Annotated in this window: 17 protein-coding genes and 1 pseudogene; 1 reads left to right on the forward strand and 17 read right to left on the reverse strand. The window is 58.2% G+C overall.

Translation table 11 applies throughout. The features are described from left to right. The first annotated feature begins 218 nt into the window (after nt 1–218). A complete protein-coding gene (ppx, locus tag A3220_RS03830; RefSeq protein WP_062373281.1) occupies nt 219–1,769 on the forward strand; it encodes an exopolyphosphatase in 1,551 nt (516 codons plus the stop codon). Here ppx and tilS read toward each other — a convergent pair. From tilS to tsf, 17 genes and pseudogenes are all read right to left on the reverse strand, one after another. Beyond that, the gene (tilS, locus tag A3220_RS03835; RefSeq protein ID WP_062373284.1) at nt 1,766–3,055 is read right to left on the reverse strand and encodes a tRNA lysidine(34) synthetase TilS; all 1,290 of its coding nucleotides are present in this window, start codon (nt 3,053–3,055) and stop codon (nt 1,766–1,768) included. The two genes, ppx and tilS, sit on opposite strands and share 4 nt — an antisense overlap. After that, nucleotides 3,036–3,991 (reverse strand): annotated as a pseudogene (accA, locus tag A3220_RS03840) (acetyl-CoA carboxylase carboxyl transferase subunit alpha). Before accA ends, tilS begins: the two are co-directional and overlap by 20 nt. 146 nt (nt 3,992–4,137) lie before the next feature. Next, on the reverse strand, nt 4,138–7,641 hold the full coding sequence (dnaE, locus tag A3220_RS03845) for a DNA polymerase III subunit alpha (RefSeq protein WP_062373286.1): 3,504 nt from the start codon (nt 7,639–7,641) through the stop codon (nt 4,138–4,140). A gap of 42 nt (nt 7,642–7,683) precedes the next feature. Then, nucleotides 7,684–8,301: a ribonuclease HII gene (gene rnhB, locus A3220_RS03850; RefSeq protein ID WP_062373289.1), complete on the reverse strand. Its 618-nt coding sequence runs from the start codon at nt 8,299–8,301 to the stop codon at nt 7,684–7,686. Next, nucleotides 8,291–9,466: a lipid-A-disaccharide synthase gene (gene lpxB, locus A3220_RS03855; protein ID WP_062373292.1), complete on the reverse strand. Its 1,176-nt coding sequence runs from the start codon at nt 9,464–9,466 to the stop codon at nt 8,291–8,293. Before lpxB ends, rnhB begins: the two co-directional genes overlap by 11 nt. Before the next feature lie 28 nt (nt 9,467–9,494). Further along, complete coding sequence (gene lpxA / locus A3220_RS03860; protein ID WP_058579686.1) at nt 9,495–10,262, reverse strand: acyl-ACP--UDP-N-acetylglucosamine O-acyltransferase; 768 nt, start codon at nt 10,260–10,262, stop codon at nt 9,495–9,497. Then, entirely contained in the window at nt 10,259–10,702 is a 444-nt protein-coding gene (gene fabZ, locus A3220_RS03865) for a 3-hydroxyacyl-ACP dehydratase FabZ (RefSeq protein ID WP_044629712.1), read from the reverse strand. The genes lpxA and fabZ overlap by 4 nt, the downstream gene beginning before the upstream one ends. Nucleotides 10,703–10,836: 134 nt before the next feature. Beyond that, entirely contained in the window at nt 10,837–11,874 is a 1,038-nt protein-coding gene (gene lpxD / locus A3220_RS03870; protein ID WP_062373295.1) for a UDP-3-O-(3-hydroxymyristoyl)glucosamine N-acyltransferase, read from the reverse strand. 51 nt (nt 11,875–11,925) lie between these two features. Further along, nucleotides 11,926–12,426 (reverse strand): OmpH family outer membrane protein, encoded by a 501-nt coding sequence (locus tag A3220_RS03875; protein WP_062373310.1) that lies wholly within the window; start codon nt 12,424–12,426, stop codon nt 11,926–11,928. Between the two features lie 19 nt (nt 12,427–12,445). After that, on the reverse strand, nt 12,446–14,785 hold the full coding sequence (bamA, locus tag A3220_RS03880; protein WP_062373297.1) for an outer membrane protein assembly factor BamA: 2,340 nt from the start codon (nt 14,783–14,785) through the stop codon (nt 12,446–12,448). Nucleotides 14,786–14,906: 121 nt separating this feature from the next. Then, nucleotides 14,907–16,265, reverse strand: a complete 1,359-nt coding sequence (rseP, locus tag A3220_RS03885; protein ID WP_062373300.1) for an RIP metalloprotease RseP — start codon at nt 16,263–16,265, stop codon at nt 14,907–14,909. A gap of 43 nt (nt 16,266–16,308) precedes the next feature. After that, on the reverse strand, nt 16,309–17,505 hold the full coding sequence (ispC, locus tag A3220_RS03890) for a 1-deoxy-D-xylulose-5-phosphate reductoisomerase (RefSeq protein WP_044629717.1): 1,197 nt from the start codon (nt 17,503–17,505) through the stop codon (nt 16,309–16,311). Beyond that, the gene (locus A3220_RS03895; protein WP_044629718.1) at nt 17,502–18,323 is read right to left on the reverse strand and encodes a phosphatidate cytidylyltransferase; all 822 of its coding nucleotides are present in this window, start codon (nt 18,321–18,323) and stop codon (nt 17,502–17,504) included. Before A3220_RS03895 ends, ispC begins: the two co-directional genes overlap by 4 nt. Beyond that, on the reverse strand, nt 18,316–19,101 hold the full coding sequence (gene uppS / locus A3220_RS03900; protein WP_044629719.1) for a polyprenyl diphosphate synthase: 786 nt from the start codon (nt 19,099–19,101) through the stop codon (nt 18,316–18,318). Before uppS ends, A3220_RS03895 begins: the two co-directional genes overlap by 8 nt. A 106-nt stretch (nt 19,102–19,207) precedes the next feature. Beyond that, complete coding sequence (frr, locus tag A3220_RS03905; RefSeq protein ID WP_044629720.1) at nt 19,208–19,765, reverse strand: ribosome recycling factor; 558 nt, start codon at nt 19,763–19,765, stop codon at nt 19,208–19,210. 4 nt (nt 19,766–19,769) lie between these two features. Beyond that, nucleotides 19,770–20,540, reverse strand: a complete 771-nt coding sequence (gene pyrH, locus A3220_RS03910) for a UMP kinase (protein WP_044629721.1) — start codon at nt 20,538–20,540, stop codon at nt 19,770–19,772. Nucleotides 20,541–20,662: 122 nt separating this feature from the next. Continuing rightward, entirely contained in the window at nt 20,663–21,532 is an 870-nt protein-coding gene (gene tsf, locus A3220_RS03915) for a translation elongation factor Ts (protein ID WP_054644934.1), read from the reverse strand. Nucleotides 21,533–21,743: the final 211 nt, after the last annotated feature.

A 21,743-nucleotide genomic window follows, 5' to 3' on the forward strand; every position in this document is an offset into this window, starting at 1 on the left:
TCAGCGGGTTATCTGACGACTTGGACATCTGGCTGATGCCATCTGGATACGTACTGCTCGGGGTGCCCGAGTCAGTGCGCTTGTTAGACGAACAAGCCAACTCGGATCAAGCCAGTAGCTCGATGGTAGTCAAGGCCCGCGACAAACGCAAGCCTTTGGCAATTGACAATAGTCAGAGGTCACCGCAACCTTGGCATAGCCAATTTGAAGGATAGCTCATGCCCAAGGACATTTCGCTCCCCATCGCCGCACCCAATGCCGAATTTGAGAGCGGTGAACCGCAGCGCCTAGCCGCCATTGACCTTGGCTCCAATAGCTTTCACCTACTGGTTGCTAACTACCAAAATGAACGTTTACAAGTAGTGGCACGACTAGGTGAAAAGGTCCAACTGGCGGCAGGACTTGACGAGAACGGTTACCTCAGTGAAGCCGCCATGCAGCGCGCGCTCGACTGCTTGGGCCGTTTTGCGCCGTTTTTAACCGATATTGAAGGTCCCAACCTCCGCGTTGTGGGCACTAACGCCCTACGCGATGCCTACAACAGCCAAACGTTTATCGAGCGCGCGGAAGCCCAGCTTGGCCACGCCATCGAGATTATTGCCGGGCGCGAAGAAGCCCGCCTAATTTATTTGGGTGCCGCCCACGCCCTGGCCGAAAGCGGCCGCCGCTTGATTGTCGATATTGGCGGCGGCTCTACCGAGTTTATTATCGGTGAAGCCTTTGAGCCCAAAGCGCTGGAAAGCCTGCGCATGGGCTGTGTCACGTTTACCGGACGCTTTTTTGCCGATGGCGAACTTACCGAAAAGCGCATGCGCCGCGCCGAGCTGGCAGCGCTTTCAGAGCTGGCCAACATCCAGCGCCCTTACCAGCGCTTAGGATGGGATGATCCGGTAGGCTCCAGCGGCACGATTAAGGCCGCTGCCAGCGTGCTGCACGCTTACGGCGACACGCCCCAAGAGGGGGTGATTACCCGCAGCGGCTTGAAAAAACTGCGCGAGCGCCTGTTGAAATGCAAACATCTGGAAAAGGTCGAGCTGGACGGCCTCAAACCCGATAGGGCTCGGGTATTTCCGGCGGGCATTGCCATTTTGAGCGCCATTTTTGAAGCCTTCGACCTTCACCAAATGCGCTTTGCCGACGGCGCACTGCGTGAAGGCGTGCTCTATGACATGGCGGGGCGTAACAGCGCCGAAGATACCCGCTCCAAAACCCTCGACATGCTCAAGCGAGTGTATGACGTAGATACCCGGCAAGCAGAAAATGTGGCGGAAACCGCCAAGCACTTGTTTGCCGTAGCGAAGCAGCCGTGGGGCTTAACCGCCGAACAGGGCCACTATTTGAGCTGGGCAAGCCATGTGCATGAAATTGGGCTAGCCATCTCCCATAGCCAGTTCCACCGCCACGGCGCGTATCTATTAGAGCATTCGGACCTAGCCGGGTTTTCTCGCCCCGAGCAGCGCTTGTTGGCGTTTTTAGTGCGTGCTCACCGGCGTAAATTCCCGCTTAAGGAGTGGCAAGCGCTGCCTGCCTCACAGCAGCCAAGCGCGGCTAAGCTTGCCCGCTTGCTACGCCTCGCCGTGCTGATTAATCATTCGCGGCCTGAAGGCGCACCCATACCGCCCCAAATTGCTGCTGACAGCAATGGCGACGCGCTCACCATTACGCTGCCCCCCAGCGATGAACCCACGCTGCTCAGCACCGATTTAGAGCAGGAACAGACGTTCATGGCCAACGCCGGGTTTTCGTTCAACCTGCATACGCCCTCCTAACCCTCGCGATGAAACGTCGCCCCTTCCGCCTGCCACAGAACGTAGGCAGGTGGTTGGAGCACGCCCAGACAGCGCTCTCCGGCCATCACAACAATCAGCCGCTCCCGCTCCCAGGGCGGAAGCGCCCGTTCTTGCAGCAAGCGTTTGAGGTCGCGTCGGCCACGCCCAGGCAATACGAGCACTTCCCCGCCCTGCCGCCAGCGCAGCATGAACGATTCTGCTAAGTAGGCGTCGCATTCCAGACGAAGCTGTAGCGGCCCAAGAGGAGTACTCACCCCTGGCTCTCCGTTCCAAGGCGCTTGCCAATCCGGCAACGCAGCCAACGGCGTCATAAGATAAAGCCTGCGCCGCCACACCCGGGCCTGGGCTCCGGGCCACTCTACTAGCACCTGGGCATCCTGGGCGGCGGTAAGCTGGCCGAGCAGGCTGGCCAGACGCGCCTGTGGAGGCGTGGGCAGCCTTAGCTGCTGACACAGCGTACGAACGAGCAGCCGCTGACGGGGTAACGGCAATGCGGCCAATGCTGACGCATCGAGACAGCCCGTTCCCAACGTAAGCACGGCCAACTCCTCGGCGGCGTAGCTGGCAAGGAGCGTGTCGGCCTCACCGGCCAAGCCAGCGCTCTTGGCCAACGAACGTACCGCACCAGGCCAGCGCTGAGTCAGCATTGGCAGCACTTCGTGGCGCAAACGGTTGCGATCAAATTCAATATCGCGATTGGTGGGGTCTTCACACCAAGTCAGCGCCATAGCGTGGGCCGTATCGGCCAGAGTTTGGCGGCTGATGCTGAGCCAAGGGCGCACAAGCGTAATGCCTTGCCACTCCCGTTGATATGGCATGCCCGCCAACCCACGAATACCGCTCCCCCGCAGCGCTGCCAGTAAGAGGGTTTCCGCTTGATCATCCTGATGCTGACCAAGCCATAGCGCGTCACCCGGCTTCACATGCTGCGCAAAGGCCGCGTAGCGAGCGCGCCTAGCAGCGCCCTCTACCCCTTCGCCTCGCGATTCAATCGCCACACGCTCAACCGTTAGCGGCACGCCAAGGCGCTGACACAGCTGTTGGCAGTGGGTTTCAAAGTCGGCCGCCGCCGCCTGTAGGCCGTGATTAACATGTAGGGCGCGTAGCACTTGGCCGCTGTCTTGGCAGGCCTCCGCGGCTAGCATCAGCAGCAGCGACGAGTCCAAGCCACCGGAGAGCGCGACCCAAACGCAACGCCCCGGCGGGGTTTCCGCCAGGGCGTCGTGAAGCAAGCGTAAAAGCCGTTTAGGCGGCTGGGGCGCCATAGCTCATCAGGCGCTCATAGCGGCGCTCAAGCAGGGCATCAATATCCAGCGCTTGCAGGCGCTCAAGGCTGGCAGAGAGCGCGTCTTTAACCCGCGCTGCGGTGTCTATCGGGTGACGATGGGCGCCGCCCAACGGCTCTTTGATCAGCGAATCTACAAATCCCAGCTCTTTTAAGCGCTCGGCGGTGATTCCCATGGCCTGGGCCGCATCGGGGGCTTTTTCGGCGCTCTTCCACAGAATGGAGGCGCAGCCTTCTGGGGAGATGACCGAGTAGGTAGAGTACTGCAGCATGTGCAGCTCATCGCACACGCCAATCGCCAGGCTCCGCCGGAGCCGCCTTCGCCCACCACGGTGGAAATAATCGGCGTCTTCAGGCGCGACATCACCGCCAGGTTATAGGCAATCGCTTCCGACTGACCACGCTCTTCCGCGTCGATACCGGGATACGCGCCGGGAGTATCGATAAACGTCAGAATGGGCATTTTAAAGCGCTCAGCCATTTCCATTAAGCGGCACGCTTTGCGGTAGCCTTCCGGGCGCGGCATACCAAAGTTACGGCGCACCTTCTCTTTAACATCACGGCCTTTTTGATGGCCAATGACCATCACCGGCGCATCGTTTAAGCGGGCAATGCCGCCGACGAGGGCAGCGTCATCCGCAAATTTTCGGTCACCGTGCAGCTCATCGAAATCGGTAAAAATATGTTCTAAATAATCCAGCGTATAGGGGCGCTGGGGGTGCCGCGATAGCTGGGAAACCTGCCAAGGGGTCAAATCTTTGAAGATTGATTCCGTTAACTTGCGGCTCTTCTCCTCCAGCCGTGAAATCTCATCTGAGAGGTTCACCTGGCTGTCGGAGCTCACCAAACGCAGCTCCTCAATTTTTGCCTGGAGTTCGGCAACGGGCTGTTCAAAATCGAGATAGTTAGGATTCATCGGCTCTGCCTGTAAGCTGCCTATAAAAAAATAAGCCTTGTCGAAACGAGCATATTGGGCGCCATTATCGCACCCTGACCCTGCCACGCAAGGCAATGCCCGCTCAATTCCGTACGAGCGCCCTGGGGCGCTCGTACGCTAGGTGATTAACGGTAGCGTAACTGGACGCCTACCTGCCCTTGCACATCGCGCAGCGCAAGCAGCAGATCATCGCTAGGCGCGACTTTCCACTCCTCCGCCAGTTCCAGCCAAGCGACAGCATCGGGGTGGCGATATTGAAGTCGCACGGGTAGGCCGGTGTTATCCCGGTAGGGTGTCAAGCTATCCCGCAAGCTTTCGACCAGCCGGCCGTTAATCTGCCCAGCGTCCAATGCCAGCTCAACGGCTTGGCCGTAGCGCACGCGGGCCGTGACCATCGGCGTCACATCTTTGCCGCGCAGCCGTAGGCCACCGGAAAAGTCGTCGCTGGAGACTTCGCCCTCCACGATAATGACTTGGTCTGACTCAATTTGGCCGCGTAGCTGCTCGAAAAGTTCGCCAAACAGCGACGCTTCGATACGTCCGGTGCGGTCGTCCAAGGTGATGAATGCCATGGTATCGCCACGTTTGGACTTCATGGTGCGCATGGCGACCACCAAACCCGCTACCCGCTGCGGTTCCCGAGAGGGTTTCAAATCGCTGATACGCGTCGACACGAAGCGCTTGAGTTCGCGTTCGTACTCGTCGATGGGGTGCCCGGTCAGATAGAGCCCCAGGGTGTCCTTTTCACCAGAGAGTCGCTCACGGTCCGTCCATTCGCGCACATGACGATACTCGGCGTAAACATCGCTGGCCTCTTCTTCGGCGACGAAGGCATCACCAAACATGTCCATCATGCCCAGGTTCTGGTTGGCGTGATTTTGTGCAGCGGCCTTCAGCGCATCTTCCATCGCCGCGAACAGCACCGCCCGATTGGGCCCCAGGTTATCCAACGCGCCAGAGCGTATCAGCGCTTCCAGGGTACGTTTGTTCATCCGTTTCGGATCGATGCGGCGGCAGAAGTCGAACAGATCGTTGAACGGCCCGCCCGCGTTTCGCGCTTCCACAATCGCGCCAATCGGGCCTTCCCCGACGCCACGTATCGCGCCCAAGCCGTACACCACCCGCCCTTCGGTATCCACGGTGAACTTGTAGCCACCGACGTTGACATCCGGTGGCGTCACCGTCAGCTTCAAGTGACGACACTCTTCGATCAGCGGCACCACCTTGTCCAGGTTGTCCATCTCGGTGGACATCACCGCCGCCATGAACGGGCCTGGATAGTGGGCTTTCAACCAAGCGGTTTGGTAAGAAACCAGCGCGTAGGCCGCTGAGTGCGACTTGTTGAAACCGTAACCGGCAAACTTCTCCACCAGGTCGAAGATGTTGCCCGCTAAGTCTTTGTCGATGCCGTTGGCGGCACAGCCTTCCATGAAACCGGAGCGCTGCTTGGCCATCTCTTCGGGCTTTTTCTTACCCATGGCACGGCGCAGCATGTCGGCCTGCCCTAGGGTGTACCCCGCCATCACCTGGGCGATCTGCATGACCTGCTCTTGGTAGAGAATGATGCCGTAGGTAGGCGTCAACACCGGTTTCAACAGGTCGTGCTGATAATCCGGGTGTGGATAAGAGACTTCCGCCCGGCCATGTTTGCGGTTGATGAAGTCATCCACCATGCCCGACTGCAATGGACCGGGGCGGAACAGTGCTACCAAGGCGATCATATCGTCCAGGGAGTCGGGCAGCAGGCGCTTGATTAGCTCCTTCATGCCGCGGGATTCGAGCTGGAACACCGCCGTGGTTTCTGCCCGCTTGAGCATCTCGAAGGTTTTGCCGTCGTCCAGGGGGATGGCGTCGATATTGAGCGGGCCCTGGCCGGCGGCGTCGCGCACCTTATCCACCATCTCCAGCGCCCAGTCGATGATGGTCAGCGTCCGCAGGCCCAGGAAGTCGAACTTCACCAGCCCGGCGTCCTCGATGTCGTTTTTATCGAACTGCACCACCAAGCCCGAGCCATCTTCGTCGCACAGCAGTGGCGAAAAATCGGTGAGCTTGGTGGGGGCAATGACCACGCCGCCTGCGTGTTTACCGGTGCCCCGGGTGGTGCCTTCGAGCTTCAGGGCCATTTCCCAAATCTCTTCGGCCTCTTCGTCGTTGCCAATAAACTCTTTGAGCGCGGGTTCTTGCTCAATCGCCTTGGCTAGCGTCATGCCCACTTCAAAAGGAATGAGTTTGGAGAGCTTGTCGCCCAGCGAATAGGGTTTGCCCTGGGCACGGGCCACGTCTCGCACCACCGCTTTGGCGGCCATGGTGCCGAAGGTGACGATCTGAGAAACCGCGTTGCGGCCATAGCGGTCGGCTACGTACTCGATGACCTTGTCACGCTTCTCCATGCAGAAATCGACGTCAAAGTCGGGCATCGAGACACGCTCAGGGTTAAGAAAGCGCTCGAACAGCAGATCGTAGCCGATGGGGTCGAGGTCGGTGATCTTCTGCGCGTAGGCCACTAGTGAACCGGCACCGGAGCCACGCCCCGGCCCCACCGGTACGTTGTTGTCCTTGGCCCACTGGATAAAGTCCATCACGATCAGGAAGTAGCCGGGGAAGCCCATCTGAATGATGACGTTGAGCTCAAACTCCAGCCGGTCGCGGTAGCGCTGATCAATCTCGCGGAACGCCTCGCTATCGCGCGGATACTGCTCGGCGGGAAACAGAAAATCGAGCCTCTCCGTTAGGCCATCGTGGGAGACCTTGCGGAAGAATTCATCCTGGGTCATGCCCTCGGGGATGCCGAACTCCGGCAGGAATATCTCTCCCAGGCGCACATCGACGCTGCAGCGCTCGGCGATCATCACGCTGTTTTCCAGCGCCTCGGGGATATCGGCAAACAGCGCCGCCATCTCGTCGGGGCTTTTGAGGTACTGCTCTTCGGTATAGCGGCGTTCGCGGCGCGGGTCGTCCAGGGCTTTACCCTCACCAATGGCGACGCGGGTTTCGTGGGCCCAGAAGTCTTCCCGTTCCAGAAAGCGCACATCGTTGGTGGCGACAACCGGCGTGCCGGTCTCGATCGCCAACTGAACGCTAGCGTGTACGCAGGCCTCTTCCAGAGGGCGGCCGGTGCGGATGAGCTCCAGGTAGAAGCGGTCGGGAAACGCCTGCTGCCACTCTTCCAGCAGCTGGCGCGCTTCCCGCTCGTGCTCGGAGAGCAAGTGGCGGCCAATCTCGCCTTCGCGCCCGCCCGACAGGGCAATCAGACCTTCGCTCTGCGCCAATACCCACTGCTTATCAAGAATCGCCCGCCCCTGGCGCTGCCCATCGGTCCAGCCTTTGGAGATCAGCTCGGTGAGATTGCGGTAACCCACATCGTTCATCGCCAGCAGCGTAATGCGGTACGGGTGGGCTTCGTCGTGGGGGTTCGCCAGCCAGAGATCGCTGCCGATGATCGGCTTCAACCCGGCGCCCTGGGCGGCTTTGTAGAATTTGACCAAACCAAACAGGTTGGCTTCGTCGGTGAGCGCCAGCGCCGGCATCCCGCGCTCAGCGGTCGTGCTGACCAGTGACTTGAGTTTGACCAAGCCATCGACCAGAGAGTATTCACTGTGCAAACGAAGATGAACGAACGGAACCGTCATGGGACTCTCAGCATAAAACGCTAAATAAAATAAATAGAACGGCTACAGCAGCGCTAACTGGCGCTGTACCGGCGCGAAGCTTTTGCGGTGCTCTGCCAGCGGCCCGTGGGCTTCCAGCGCTGCCAGGTGCTCTTTGGTGGGGTAGCCCTTGTGCCGCGCAAACCCGTATTCAGGATAGCGCAGATCCAGCTCGGCCATTTGCGCATCCCGCGCTACTTTGGCCAAAATAGACGCAGCGGCAATGGCCGGATGGCGGGCATCGCCCTTCACTACGGCCTGACCCGGCAGCGCGTGCCCCGGCAGCCGGTTACCATCCACCAGCAGATACTCCGCCTGGGGAGCTAACGCGTCCACTGCACGACGCATGGCCAGATGCGTCGCGTGATAGATATTGAGCGAGTCGACCTCCTCTGCGCTCGCTTCCGCTACTGCAAAGGCCAGCGCACGCTCGCGAATCAGCACATCCAGCGACTCACGCCTGCGAGCGGTGAGCTTCTTGGAGTCGGTTAAACCGTCGATGGGGGCCTTGAGGTCAAGAATCACAGCGGCAGCCACCACACTACCCACCAGCGGCCCACGCCCAACCTCATCGACCCCGGCCAAGAAGTCACCGGTATACTCCACGACTAGCGGTGGAAAGTCCGCTGGTTTAACCGCCATCAGGTTTAGCCTCCAGCAGCTCGCCTGCTACCAGGGCGGTAATGGCCTGCGCGGCACGCTCGCTGGCATTACGCTGCAGCGTTGCATGCATTGCGGCAAAGCGCGCCTCCAGGCCGTGACGCATCTCGGCATCGCTAAGTAGCTGGCCTATTTGCTCGGCAATCGCCTCCGGCGTGGCCGCGTGCTGAATCAGCTCAGGCACCACGCTCTCCTGGGCAATCAAATTGGGTAGTGAGATCCACTGGGTTTTCACCAGCCGTTTGGCGAGCCAATGGGTCGCGGGCGCCATTTTGTACGCCACCAGCATGGCGCGATGGCAGAGCATGGCCTCTAGCGCTGCCGTACCGGAGGTCAGCAGTACCGCATCGCTGGCGACCATCGCCTCGCGGGCTTGGCCCTCCAGCAGCGTGACCCGCTGGGCCAACGTGGGGTAGCCTGCCAGCAGCGCGCCAAGCTCGGTATAGCGCTGGGCGGTGGCCGCTGGGATCACCACCTGCAACTCCGTATGGCGCTGGCATAGCAGCGTCACCGCCTCCAAGAAGGTGGCCCCCATGAAACGAACTTCGTTCCGCCGAGAGCCGGGCAGCAGCGCTAATACCGGTGCGCCCGGGTCCAAGCCCAGCGCACGGCGGGCCGCCTCGCGATCATTTTCCAGCGGCAGTTCGTCGGCCAACGGATGGCCTACGAAGGCCACGGGAACGTGGTGGCGATGATAGAAATCCGCCTCGAAGGGCAGCAGCGTGAGCATGGCATCCACGGCGTTGGCGATCTTCTTCACCCGCCCCTGCCGCCACGCCCATACCGAGGGGCTCACGTAGTGGACCGTCGTGACGCCAGCGGCACGCAGCTGCTTCTCCAGCCCAATGTTGAAGTCCGGGGCATCGATACCGATCATGACGTCCGGCTGCCAAGCCAGCGCCTCTTCACGCAGGGTGCGGCGTACGCGGATGAGTTCGGGCAGGTGCTTAAGCACCTCGACCAGTCCCATTACCGAGAGGGTTTCCAGAGGGAAGCGGCTAACCAGCCCCTGGGCTTCCATGCGGGGGCCACCCATACCGCGAAACTCCACCTGGGGATGCCGGGCGCGCAGCGCCTGCATCAGCCCAGCACCAAGGATATCGCCGGAGAGTTCGCCTGCCACAAGGTATACGCGCTGCAGTGTCATAGTGACGGGAGAGCCGGTTAGATGAGTATTAGCGAACGATACCGCGTGTTGAACGCTCGATGGAGTCAGCGAACAGGGCCACTTCAGGCAAATCAAAGCGGTTACGCATTTCGCTCACTGCCTGCTCGACGGTTAAGCCTTGACGATAAACCAGCTTGTAGGCCGTGCTGAGTGCAGCAATCGCTTCGCGGCTAAACCCTCGGCGCTTCAACCCCACGAGGTTCAGTCCGCGCGCTTCCGCCGGGTTGCCGTTAATCATCACATAGGCAGGAGTGTCTTTAGTGATAATCGAACCGCCGCCCGCCATGGCGTGATCGCCAAAGTGACAGAACTGATGCACTGCCGCCAGGCCGCCCAAAATAGCGTGATCACCTAGGGTGACATGGCCTGCCAGCGTGACTTGGTTCGCTAAAATGCAGTCATTGCCAATCACACAGTCATGCCCTACATGCACGTAGGCCATAAACAGATTACGTGAACCGATGGTGGTTTCGCTGCGATCCTGAACAGTGCCGCGATGGAGGGTCACCCCTTCACGAATGACGTTATCGTCACCCATCACCAGCCGCGTTGGCTCGCCCGCGTACTTTTTGTCCTGGCAATCTTCGCCCACCGAGGCAAACTGAAAAATACGCGTGCGCTCGCCTAGCACCGTGGGGCCTTTCACCACCACATGGGGGCCAATGACAGAGCCTGCGCCAATCGTGACGTCAGGCCCAATCACGCTGAACGGGCCAACCTCAACGTCATCAGCAAGCTGTGCCGCTGGGTCGACCAATGCAGTAGGATGTATCAAGCCACCTTCCTCTCGGCACAAATGATTTCCGCTTCGCAGGCCAGCTCGCCGTCAACCGTGGCACGGCAGGCAAACTTCCAGATACCGCGCTTGCCGCGAATCACGTTCGCCTCCAGCGTCAGTTGATCACCCGGCATGACAGGACGCTTGAAGCGGACATTGTCGCTGCCTACGAGGTAATAGACATAGCCGTCGGCCGGCAGCTTATTGACCGTTTTGAACCCTAGGATACCGCATACCTGTGCTAGCGCTTCAACGACCAGTACGCCGGGCATGATGGGATGATGAGGAAAATGGCCATTGAAAAACGGCTCGTTGATGCTAACGTTTTTATACGCAACGATGGTTTCGCCCACGGTTAACTGCGTGACTCGATCCACCAGCAAGAACGGATAGCGGTGGGGCAAGTATTCGCGAATTTCGTTGATATCCATAACCATCGTAACGACCTCTAAAATGACAAAAGGCCTGAGCAGTATCAGGCGCGCACCAGTAATCCTACTGGTAAAAGGCAGTGGATTATAACCTGCTGCTATTAAGCCTCAAGCTACTCCCTCAGGAAACCCTTCTTTCTTCACGATTCTCGCTGGCTTTTTTCCACCCGCGCCAAGCGCTTGGCAATATCGTCGAGCTGCTTGAAGCGCACCGCATTTTTACGCCATTGGGTGTTGCTCATGGCCCCGGTCCCCGAAGAATAAACCCCCGGCTCATGAATTGAGTTGGTCACTAGGCTCATGCCGGTGACCTGAACGCCATCACAAATGGTGAGATGACCAGATAGGCCCACACCACCGCCCAACATGCAGTGCTTGCCCACTTTGGTGGAGCCTGCAATCCCTACACAGCCTGCTAACGCACTGTGGTCCCCAATGGTAACGTTGTGGGCAATCTGCACTTGGCTGTCGATTTTGACATCGTTGCCAATGACGGTGTCACCTAACGCGCCTCGGTCAATACTGGAGCAGCTGCCCACTTCAACATCATCACCTAGCACCACGCCGCCAAGCTGAGCAATTTTGTGCCAACCCGCACCATCATGGGCAAACCCAAAGCCATCACCACCAATCACACAGCCACTGTGCAAAATCACTCGCTTGCCCACGACCACACCGTGGCAAACGGTGACATTGGCATGCAGCCGCGTGTCGTCACCGATGACACAGTCAGCACCAATCACGCTACCCGCGCCAACCACTACACGGTCGCCCAGGACAACGCCTGACTCAATCACCGCATTGGCTTGGACGCAAACCTCGGCCCCAAGCGTCACGCCCTCTGCGACTACTGCAGAGGGATGAATACCCGACACATCCCGCGCTGGCAGCGGATCAAATAGCTGGGAGAGCTTGGCGTAGCCCAAGTAGGGGTTATCCATCTCTAGGCGCGGCACAGGGCAGTTCTTGCCGTACTCCGGGTGCAGCAGTACCGCTGCCGCTTTGGTGGTAGCGAGATCTTTTAAGTACGCACGGTTGGCTAAAAATGCGACTTGGTCTGGCGCTGCTTCCTTGAGCGTTGCCAAACCACGAATTGGCTGGTCGGCGTCGCCCTCGAAATCAATGTCCAGGTGACGTGCGATATCCGCAAGGGTGAGGTGATGAGAAGCGTGCGTCATGAGAGCCCAAGGAAGCAGTGGTGCGGCTAAGCCGCACCAGTAATCATTAAATTAGTTCAGCGAATCAAAAATCTGAGTGACTTCGTTCGTCACGTTGGGCAGGTCCGTCGAGGAGTGCAGCACGCCCTGAGGCTCAACCAACACGTCGATATTATGACGTTCTAACACCTGCTCTACCGCCTGTTCCAGCTTAGCTTCTGCCCCCTGCAGGAACTGCTGCTCGGAAGCCTGCTGGGCCTGCAGCACTTCACGGCGCAGCTGCTCAAAGCGGCCGCCTTTCTGCTGCAGCTCGGCAATCAGCGATTCACGTTCGAACTGGGACATAGTCTCCCCTTCCTGCTGTAGGCGGGTTTGCAGTTGCTGCAGCTCGCCGCCCAACGCTTCGGCTTCGCGTTGCTGGCTACCGATTTGTCCTTCCAGCTGGCTCAGTGATGACTGAGCCGACTGGGTATTCATCAACGCAGCGCGCCAATCCAACACGGCCACTTCGGCAGCATAGGCAGGTAGAGCCATCGCCCCAAACAGGCACACGGCAGCGGTCAGTTTACGCATCATAGCGAGACTCCTTAAATTAGAACGTTTGACCCAGCGAGAACTGGAAGAACTGCGTATCGTCACCACTTTCGTCGTTCAGTGGCTCAGCCACGCTGAAGGTCAGCGGGCCGACAGGGGTTAGCCAGGAGAGGCCAATACCAACACTGTAGCGCAGCTCACCCAGATCAACGCCAGAGCTGCACTGCTGACGTCCTGCGTCTGCCTCCAGCACATCGTAGCACGAGCTTAAGAAGGTATTACCCGCATCCAGGAACAGCGAGGACTGAACCGAGCGTTGGTTTTCCACAAACGGCATGGGGAAGAGCACTTCCGCAGAACCTTCTACCAGAACGTTACCGCCCATCGTCCGGTCACGACCACCCTCGCGGGCAGGGGTGGTTCGCTCGCCCAAAGTGTTATAGGTAAAGCCACGCACCGAGCCTAAACCACCCGCGTAGAAGTTCAAATAGAACGGATAAGGGTCATTACTGCCTAGGGTGTCGGCATAGCCTAAGTTACCGCTAAACTTCAGCGCCCAGGTTTCGTCATCGTTAATCGGGAATAGCTGCTGAGCACGGGCCCGAAGCTTGTAGTACTCTGCATCGCTGCCTGGCACGCCGGTTTCAAGCGATACGCGCTGGTAGTTACCGGCGGTGGGCATAATCCCACGGTTAAGGTTATTACGCGTCCAGCTTGCCGTTAGCTTGAGACTTTGGGCATTCTCACCTTGGTCTTCTACATAGCGGCGAATCTCAGAGGCGGTGTCAAAGTAGGTTTTCACCGTCACATCTTCAACGCTGGCATCAAAATTCAGGCGAGACAGCTCGCTGATGGGGTAGCCGAAGTTGATACCGGCACCGTAAGCATTGGTCGAGAACGTCGAGATATTCGAGATATTCGAGTTGGCATAGTCGGTTTTCCGGTAAAACAGGTTATATCCGCGGGAAATACCATCTAGCGTCCAGTAAGGGTCGGTAAAGGCAAAGTTGACACTGGTAAAGATGTCACTGCGCTGGGCACCAACGTTGACACGATTACCAGTACCCAGGAAGTTATTCTGGGCTAGACTTACCCCATAAATCACCCCGGCACTTTGAGAAAAACCGACACTGGCCGAGATGGAGCCGGAAGGCTGCTCTTCCACGTTGTAGGTGACATCCAGCAGGTCGGGCTGCCCCGGTACGGGCTGAGTGTCGACTTCCACCTGGCTGAAGAAGCCAAGCCGCTCCAGGCGCTGACGCGACTGGGTAATAGACTCGGTGGAGGCAGGCGCGCCCTCTAGCTGAATCATTTCCCGACGCAGTACTTCATCCTGTGTCGTGGTATTGCCGTAGAACTCGATGCGGCGAACATAGGCCCGCTGGCCGGGATTAACGGCAATGACCAAATCGACGGTTTCACCGTCATCGGCCATTTCAGGGACACCCTGCACATCGGCAAAGGCAAAGCCCTCGGCGCCTAAACGCTGGCGCAATGCTTCTGTGGAGGCGTTCACCTCTCCGCGAGAGAAAATATCACCACTGCTGATTTCCAGCAGATTACGAGCTTCGTTCTCGCTGATTTGAAGGTCGCCAGCGAAACGAATATCGCCCACGCGATACTGGTTGCCTTCATCAATATTCAGGGTGATAAAGATTTCTGACTTTTCAGGGCCGATAGAGACTTGCGTAGAAGTAACATCAAAGTTGACGTAGCCACGGTCAAGATAGAACGAGCGTAGGCGTTCGATATCACCAGAGAGCGCTTCTCGGGAGTACTCATCTTTCGAGAACCAGCCGAAGATACGGCCAGGGCGGTCGTTTAGCTCGAACACTTCACGCAGGGTTTCATCGTCGAAATCCTGGTTACCGACGATATTGATCTGTCGGATCTTGGCGACTTCACCTTCATTGATATCGATGCTGACCTGGACCCGGCCCTCATCAATCTCTTCCACCTCAACATTAATGCCAGCGCTGTAGCGACCCTGAGCCTGATACACGCCCTCAAGCTCGCGCTCAATCTCGTCAAGGGTAGAGAGTTGCAGTACCTGACCTTCCGACAGGCCCGACTCACGCAGGCCGTTGCGCAGGTCTTCGTCCGAAATCTGGTCGTTGCCTTCGATGTTCAAGCGCGCGATGGTTGGCCGCTCGACCACTTGGATCACCAGCACGTCGCCCTCCCGGGCCAGCGAGACATCTTCAAACAGTCCAGTAGCGAACAGATCGCGGGCGGCAGCGGCTAGCTGCTGCTCGTCCACGCGGTCATTAGCGCTGACGGGGAACGCATTAAAGACCGAGGCGGCGGAAACCCGCTGCAGTCCTTCCACACGAATGTCTGAAACGTCAAAGGATTGTGCTTGGGCGCCGCTGGCGCCTACCAGCAAGAGTGCCGCCATTCCAAGGGTCTTGATTTTCATGCAGTCAATTCGCTCGCGTTGGTCTGCCCGTCGGTTAAGACAGGCACCATATACATTTGTGCAGGCAGATGACAAGGCATCCTGCGCGCTACACGCGTTATTACCACAGGCGCATCAAATCAAAATAGAGCGCCATCAGCATCAGGGTGCCAACCATGGCAAGTCCGATGCGCAGCCCTATCGCTTGTGTCTGCTCAGATACCGGCCGCCCACGTACGACCTCGACAAAATAGTAAAGCAAATGACCGCCGTCGAGCACGGGAATGGGCAGCAAATTCAGTACACCTAAACTAATCGAAAGATACGCTAAAAAACCAACGAAGGCTTCTACCCCAGCACGCGCAGAGTCTCCGGAAATTTGCGCAATCGTGATCGGCCCCGATAGGTTAGAGGGCGAAATTAACCCCACTAACATTTTGCGAATGGCGTCGACCGTCAGCAGCACCATTTCACCGGTGCGCGACAGCGCTTGTCCAACCGATTCAATCGGCCCATAGCGAATTTCGCGCTGCAGCGACTCAGGCCAGCTAAACGGCGCTGCACCGGCACCAATGTACCCAACCTCGGCACCACTCTCCAGCGTATTACGTCTTGGCGTGAGCGAAAGCGTTCCTGCTTCGCCATTACGCTGATAACCAACGCTCAGTGTCTCGCCTGCGCTATCGCGGATCACCGCGACAAACTGCATCCAGTCATTAATGGGCTCACCGTTAAGGGCGACGATGCGATCCCCTGCTTGAAGCCCGGCTTCAGCGGCGGCTTGCCCATCCACCACTTGGCCAAGCACGGCGGGCACATCGGGTCGCCAGGGCGAGAAGCCAAGGCTCTGCAGCGGCTGTGGCGGATCCTGGCGAACCATGTAGTTGTTAAGCGGCAGTTGATAGCTGCGGGTGGCGCTAGCGCCTTCCGGCACTGCCTCAATAGTTAAATCACCGCTGAAGCCAATCATGGAGACCAGCTTTAAATTAATCTCTTCCCAGGAGCGCATTGCATCGCCCTGAATCGCGGTAATTTCACTCCCCTGCTCCAACCCCGCCTCTGCGGCTGGGGAGTTAGGCGTAATATCGCCAACTATTGGCGCTACGGTGGTTGTACCCGCCACAAACAGCGCCCAGTAGGCCACAATAGCCAGCAGGAAATTGGCGATGGGGCCCGCGGCCACAATAGCAATACGTTGCCAAACGGTTTTACGATTAAACGCTTGGTCTAGCTGCTCTTCCGGTACCGGCGCTTCACGCTCGTCGAGCATTTTGACGTAGCCGCCCAATGGAATGGCCGCCACCGCAAACTCGGTGCCATGGCGATCAATTGTTGACCACAGCGGCTTGCCAAACCCTACGGAGAAGCGCAACACCTTGACGCCGCAGCGGCGTGCAACCCAAAAGTGACCAAACTCGTGAAAGGTCACCAGCAGCCCCAGCACCACGATGACGGCTAAGATATTCTGTATCAGGCCCACTTTTTGCTCCTTTGCACGACACGCTGCTCAACAATAGCTGAGGCTAAGCGGTTAACTGGCGTATGGTGTGCGCGGCTTGTTCTCGCGCCCAGCGGTCCGCAGCAAGCACGCGTTCAAGTGAATCCGCCTGACCGGGATACGGCAGGGCCATCACCTTCGCGACAACATCCGGAATCGCACCAAACGCGATGTTCCCCGCTAAAAATGCCTCAACAGCAACTTCATTAGCAGCGTTAAGCACCGCCGGAGCGGCCCCACCTGCCTGCATCGCCTCTCGGGCTAGTCGCAGGCAGGGGAAGCGTGTTTCATCCGGGGCTTCAAAATCGAGCCGCGCAACTTGGAACAGATCTAGCGTTTCCACGCCGGCATCAATGCGCTCTGGCCAAGCAAGCCCATAGGCAATCGGTGTGCGCATATCGGGGTTACCCAACTGAGCAATCACAGAGCCGTCGTTATAGGCTGCCATAGAGTGGATAACGCTTTGCGGGTGAACAACGACCTGAATCTGCTCGGGTGTGGCATCAAACAGCCAGCACGCTTCGATTAATTCGAGTCCTTTATTCATCAGCGTGGCGCTATCTACGGAGATTTTACGCCCCATGGACCAGTTAGGATGAGCGCAGGCCTGCTCTGGTGTTACGTTAGCAATATCGGCAGCCGACCAGCCGCGAAACGGCCCGCCCGATGCGGTTAGAAGCAGCTGACGCACGCCGTGTTTGGCTAATCCGCCGCGATGCTCGCTGGGTAGACACTGGTAGATGGCATTATGTTCAGAATCGATCGGCAACAGCGTCGCCCCGGAGCGTGCCACGGCATCCATAAACAGCGCCCCGCTCATCACCAGGGCCTCCTTATTGGCCAATAGCACGCGCTTACCGGCTTCGGCTGCTGCCAGCGACGGCAACAGGCCTGCCGCCCCGACAATCGCCGCCATCACGGTGTCGACCTCAGGCGCTTGGGCGACCTCGCACAGCGCATCCTCCCCCGCCAGCGCCACAGTGTTGGAGCCTGCTTGGCGGAGCGCTTGCTGCAACCATTGGGCATCTGCGACGTCATCCAACACGGCAAACCGGGGAGAGTGCGCTTTACACTGGTCAAGCAGCGCCTCTTTTGAGGTATGCGCCGTTAGGGCATAGACGCGGTAACGCTCCGGATGGCGCGCGATGACATCCAAGGTGCTTTTACCGATGGAACCGGTGGCACCGAGCACAGTGACCGACTGAACCGAGACGTGACTCATAGCGCGCTCACCTGAAGTGATAGTACCTGCAGATACAACAGCGCAAAGATGGGGATGGCTGCGGTGAGACTATCGATACGGTCCAGCACACCACCATGACCCGGCAGCAGCTGGCTGGAGTCTTTAATATTACGGTAGCGTTTCAACATACTTTCAAACAGGTCGCCAAGCACTGAAGTCAGCGTCACCACTGCGGTAATCACGATCAGCGCCACGCCCCCCATCACTCCAAGGGGCTGCCAAAGGGCAAACAGTAGGGCTAGCAGCATCGTGGCAGCAAGCCCTCCATACACGCCCTCCCAGGACTTGCCTGGACTAACCCGCGGGGCTAATTTGCGCTTACCCCAGCGGCGACCAGCAAAGTAGGCGCCAATGTCTGCCGTCCATACCAGCAGCATCACAAACAGAAGCCACACCGCCCCGCTATCACGCAGCACGTTAAAACCTACCCAGCACGGCAGCAGTACCCAAACGCCCATGAGTAGACGGCGTGAAGTGGCTTGCCACTGCTGACTGCTTTCCGGGTAGCGCGTCACCCAGTAAAGGTTCAGCAACCAGCCAGCGGCGGCCAGCCACAACGGCCAAACTGCAAAGGCAGCGCCGCTCAGCCACAGCAGGGCCATGAGCACCGCCATACCGGCCACCAGCGCCAGGCGCGTGCGCGAGACGATAACCCCCGCCAAGTTGGTCCATTCCCAGGTACCTAACAGCACGATCAGCGCTGTAAACAGCGCAAAGGCACCTCCCTGTAATCCAAACAGACCAATTAGCGTGACAGGAGCTAACCAGGCTGCGGTGATCATCCGCTGTTTAAGCACCTTGCGCCTCTATTTGTTCGTCGGTCATGCCAAAACGGCGACGTCGTAAGCAGAAATCATCGAGCGCTTTATCGAAGGCCGCCCCATCAAAATCTGGCCATAACAAGGGCGAAAAGTGCAGCTCGGCATAGGCCAGCTGCCATAACATAAAGTTCGAGAGCCGCTGCTCGCCGCTGGTACGGATGCACAGATCCACCGGCGGTACTTGATCGGTGTTCATGGCCGCATCCAAACGCGCTTCGTCGATGGCCTCGGGCGCCAGCTTTCCGGTAGCCACCTGCTCGGCGAGCTGGCGGGCGGCGCGGGCGATGTCCCACTGGCCGCCGTAGTTCGCGGCAATCACCAGATGCATGCCCGTGTTCTCGGCGGTCAGCGCTTCGGCGCGCTGAATATGCTTTTGAATCGCGGGGGAAAAGCCACGCTGTTCGCCAATAATCGACAGACGGATATTGCGCTCATTAAGTTTTTTGACTTCGCGTTTAAGCGCCATCAAAAACAGCTCCATCAGCGCATTCACCTCAGCGGCAGGACGTTTCCAGTTCTCACTGGAGAAGGCGAACAGGCTCAGCGTTTGCACGCCTCGCTCGACCGCACGCTCGATCACCGCGCGCACGGATTCAACACCGGCGCGGTGGCCGCGCACTCCCGACAGCCCCCGTGCCCGCGCCCAGCGGTTGTTACCATCCATAATGATAGCAACATGAGACGGCAGTGCTTCCTCGGATAGAGAAAGCGTCGTGCCGCCCGGCTGCTCTTGGGGAAGCTGCGGAGACATCATGGGTTCTCGCACCAAAGATCAGTCATAAGTAAGCCAAGCGATGGCCCACGGGCAGCTGAGCTACCCGTGGCTAAGTGAACGCAGGCAGTGATGTTCACAACAATCACTAAACCTGCATGAGATCCTGTTCTTTTGCGGCAAGTGCCTTATCGATCTCAGCGATATATTTATCGGTCAGCTTCTGGATTTCGTCTTCGCCCTGGCGCTGATCGTCCTCGGTAATTTCTTTATCCTTAAGCAAGGATTTGAAATCACCGTTAGCATCACGACGAACGTTACGCACAGCCACGCGCGCGTTTTCTGCCTCGCTACGTGCCTGCTTAATGTAACCCTTGCGCGTCTCTTCGGTCAGCATCGGCATCGGTACACGAATCACGTTGCCTGCGCTTGAGGGGTTGAGGCCCAAGTCAGAGGTCATGATCGCTTTTTCGATTTTAGCCACCATGGACTGCTCCCAAGGAGCCACCGCCAGGGTACGGGCGTCTTCAACGTTGACAGAAGCCACTTGGTTCAGCGGCACTTGGCCACCGTAATACTCAACGGTCACGGCATCCAGGATGCTGGGGTGAGCGCGACCCGTGCGGATCTTGTTGAAGTTGCTGTGCAGCGCCTCAACGCTCTTCTTCATGCGAGACTCTGCATCTTTCTTGATGTCGTTGATCACGTTGTTACCCTCTGTCTATCAGCGTGCCTTCCTTGCCCCCAACCACGAGGTTGAGCAGGGCACCAGGCTTGTTCATATCAAATACCCGCACCGGCATATCATGGTCACGTACCAGGCAGATTGCGGTCAAATCCATTACGCCCAGTTTCTGATCCAGAGCGTCGTCATAGGAGAGCTGGTCGTATTTTACGGCGTCGGGGTGCTTCACCGGGTCCTTATTGTACACGCCGTCCACCTTGGTGGCCTTGATGACAACGTCTACATCCACTTCAATGCCGCGCAAACAAGCAGCAGAGTCGGTGGTAAAGAAAGGGTTACCGGTGCCAGCAGAGAACAGCACCACGTCGCCAGACGTTAAATAACGGATGGCAGTGCGGCGGTCATAGTGCTCCACCACACCGCTCATGGGAATCGCTGACATCACCCGCGAGCGAATATTAGAGCGCTCCAGAGCATCACGCATGGCGAGGGCATTCATCACCGTTGCCAGCATTCCCATGTGATCACCCGTGACCCGATCCATGCCGGCTTCGTTCAACGCCGCACCACGGAACAGGTTACCACCACCAATCACAATACCGACCTGTACGCCAATACCGACCAGCTGGCCGATCTCGAGCGCCATACGATCCAGCACTTTTGGATCAATACCAAAATCGTGCTCACCCATCAGCGCTTCGCCCGATAGCTTCAGCAAAATACGCTTGTATTTTGACTTTGACTTATCGATTTTGGGGGCCGCAGTGGGGGTAGACTCTTGAACATCACGTGACATGGCATCTCTCCTGAGGCAGACCTGGGCACAGGTGGGCGAGGCGGCACCTGTATTTCACAGGGGCCGGATACACGAAGGCGTGCGCTCGCGCGCACGCCATCTTCTTACTGGAACCTCTGACCTTAGCGACGGCCAGCCTGTTCCATGACTTCTTTAGCGAAGTCGACTTCTTCTTTCTCGATGCCTTCGCCCACTTCAAAGCGAGTGAAGCTAACCACTTCACCACCAGCTGCTTTGACGAATTCAGCAACGGACTGGTTCGGGTCTTTAACAAACGGCTGCTCGGTCAGGCTGTTCTCGGCCAGGTACTTCTTCAGGCGGCCTTGAACCATCTTCTCAGCGATTTGCTCAGGCTTACCGGCCATGTCCGGCTGGGCCAGGATGATTGCCTTCTCTTTGTCCAGCTGCTCTTGCGGCATCTCTTCAGGATGCGCAACCGCCGGGTTGATCGCCGCTACGTGCATCGCAACATCTTTGGCTGCTTCGCTGGTGCCGCCTTTCAGAACGGTCAGAACGCCAATACGGCCACCGTGAACGTATTCGCCCACCAGACCACCTTCAACGGCATTCACGACCACGGCACGACGCACGCCGATGTTTTCGCCGATTTTCTGAACCAGCTGCTCACGAGCGGACTCAAGGTCACCCGCCATCACCGCTGCAACGTCTTCGTTTTTCGCCGCAAAGAACGCATCAGCAATCTTGTTGGCGAAGTCGATGAAGTTGTCGTCACGGGCAACGAAATCGGTTTCAGAGTTGATTTCGACCATTACGCCGTAGCTGCCATCTTCTGCTACACGAGTAACAACCGCACCTTCTGCAGCGGTACGACCCGCTTTTTTCGCGGCTTTAAGACCAGAGCTTTTACGCAGGTTTTCGATCGCGACTTCGATGTCACCGTCGGCTTCGGTGAGTGCTTTTTTACACTCCATCATGCCAAGACCGGTACGTTCGCGCAGTTCCTTAACCTGAGAGGCGCTGATAGCTGCCATGAGATTTCACCTCGGAAATGGTTCTAACTGAGAGTTAAACGCGCTACAGAGTATAAGCACGATAGATGACCGTTGCGTATCACTGTGCAGAGCGCTTGCCGGCATTCATCCGGCATGATCGGCCCGCCTGAGCGAACTCAAAGCGGGAAAAAGGGGGCATAAGGCCCCCTCTTAACACGATGCGGCTCAACCTGCCCGCCGCACCACTGCA

Source organism: Halomonas sp. KX33721, from assembly GCF_001596805.1.
GTDB classification, from domain to species: domain Bacteria; phylum Pseudomonadota; class Gammaproteobacteria; order Pseudomonadales; family Halomonadaceae; genus Vreelandella; species Vreelandella aquamarina.

Excerpts from the sequence above, each read along its gene's own strand:
- ppx (WP_062373281.1), top strand. The coding sequence starts at position 219 with ATGCCCAAGGACATTTCGCTCCCCATCGCCGCACCCAATGCCGAATTT.
- tilS (WP_062373284.1), bottom strand. The coding sequence starts at position 3,055 with ATGGCGCCCCAGCCGCCTAAACGGCTTTTACGCTTGCTTCACGACGCC.
- dnaE (WP_062373286.1), bottom strand. The coding sequence starts at position 7,641 with ATGACGGTTCCGTTCGTTCATCTTCGTTTGCACAGTGAATACTCTCTG.
- rnhB (WP_062373289.1), bottom strand. The coding sequence starts at position 8,301 with ATGGCGGTTAAACCAGCGGACTTTCCACCGCTAGTCGTGGAGTATACC.
- lpxB (WP_062373292.1), bottom strand. The coding sequence starts at position 9,466 with ATGACACTGCAGCGCGTATACCTTGTGGCAGGCGAACTCTCCGGCGAT.
- fabZ (WP_044629712.1), bottom strand. The coding sequence starts at position 10,702 with ATGGTTATGGATATCAACGAAATTCGCGAATACTTGCCCCACCGCTAT.
- lpxD (WP_062373295.1), bottom strand. The coding sequence starts at position 11,874 with ATGACGCACGCTTCTCATCACCTCACCCTTGCGGATATCGCACGTCAC.
- A3220_RS03875 (WP_062373310.1), bottom strand. The coding sequence starts at position 12,426 with ATGCGTAAACTGACCGCTGCCGTGTGCCTGTTTGGGGCGATGGCTCTA.
- bamA (WP_062373297.1), bottom strand. The coding sequence starts at position 14,785 with ATGGCGGCACTCTTGCTGGTAGGCGCCAGCGGCGCCCAAGCACAATCC.
- ispC (WP_044629717.1), bottom strand. The coding sequence starts at position 17,505 with ATGAGTCACGTCTCGGTTCAGTCGGTCACTGTGCTCGGTGCCACCGGT.
- uppS (WP_044629719.1), bottom strand. The coding sequence starts at position 19,101 with ATGATGTCTCCGCAGCTTCCCCAAGAGCAGCCGGGCGGCACGACGCTT.
- pyrH (WP_044629721.1), bottom strand. The coding sequence starts at position 20,540 with ATGTCACGTGATGTTCAAGAGTCTACCCCCACTGCGGCCCCCAAAATC.
- tsf (WP_054644934.1), bottom strand. The coding sequence starts at position 21,532 with ATGGCAGCTATCAGCGCCTCTCAGGTTAAGGAACTGCGCGAACGTACC.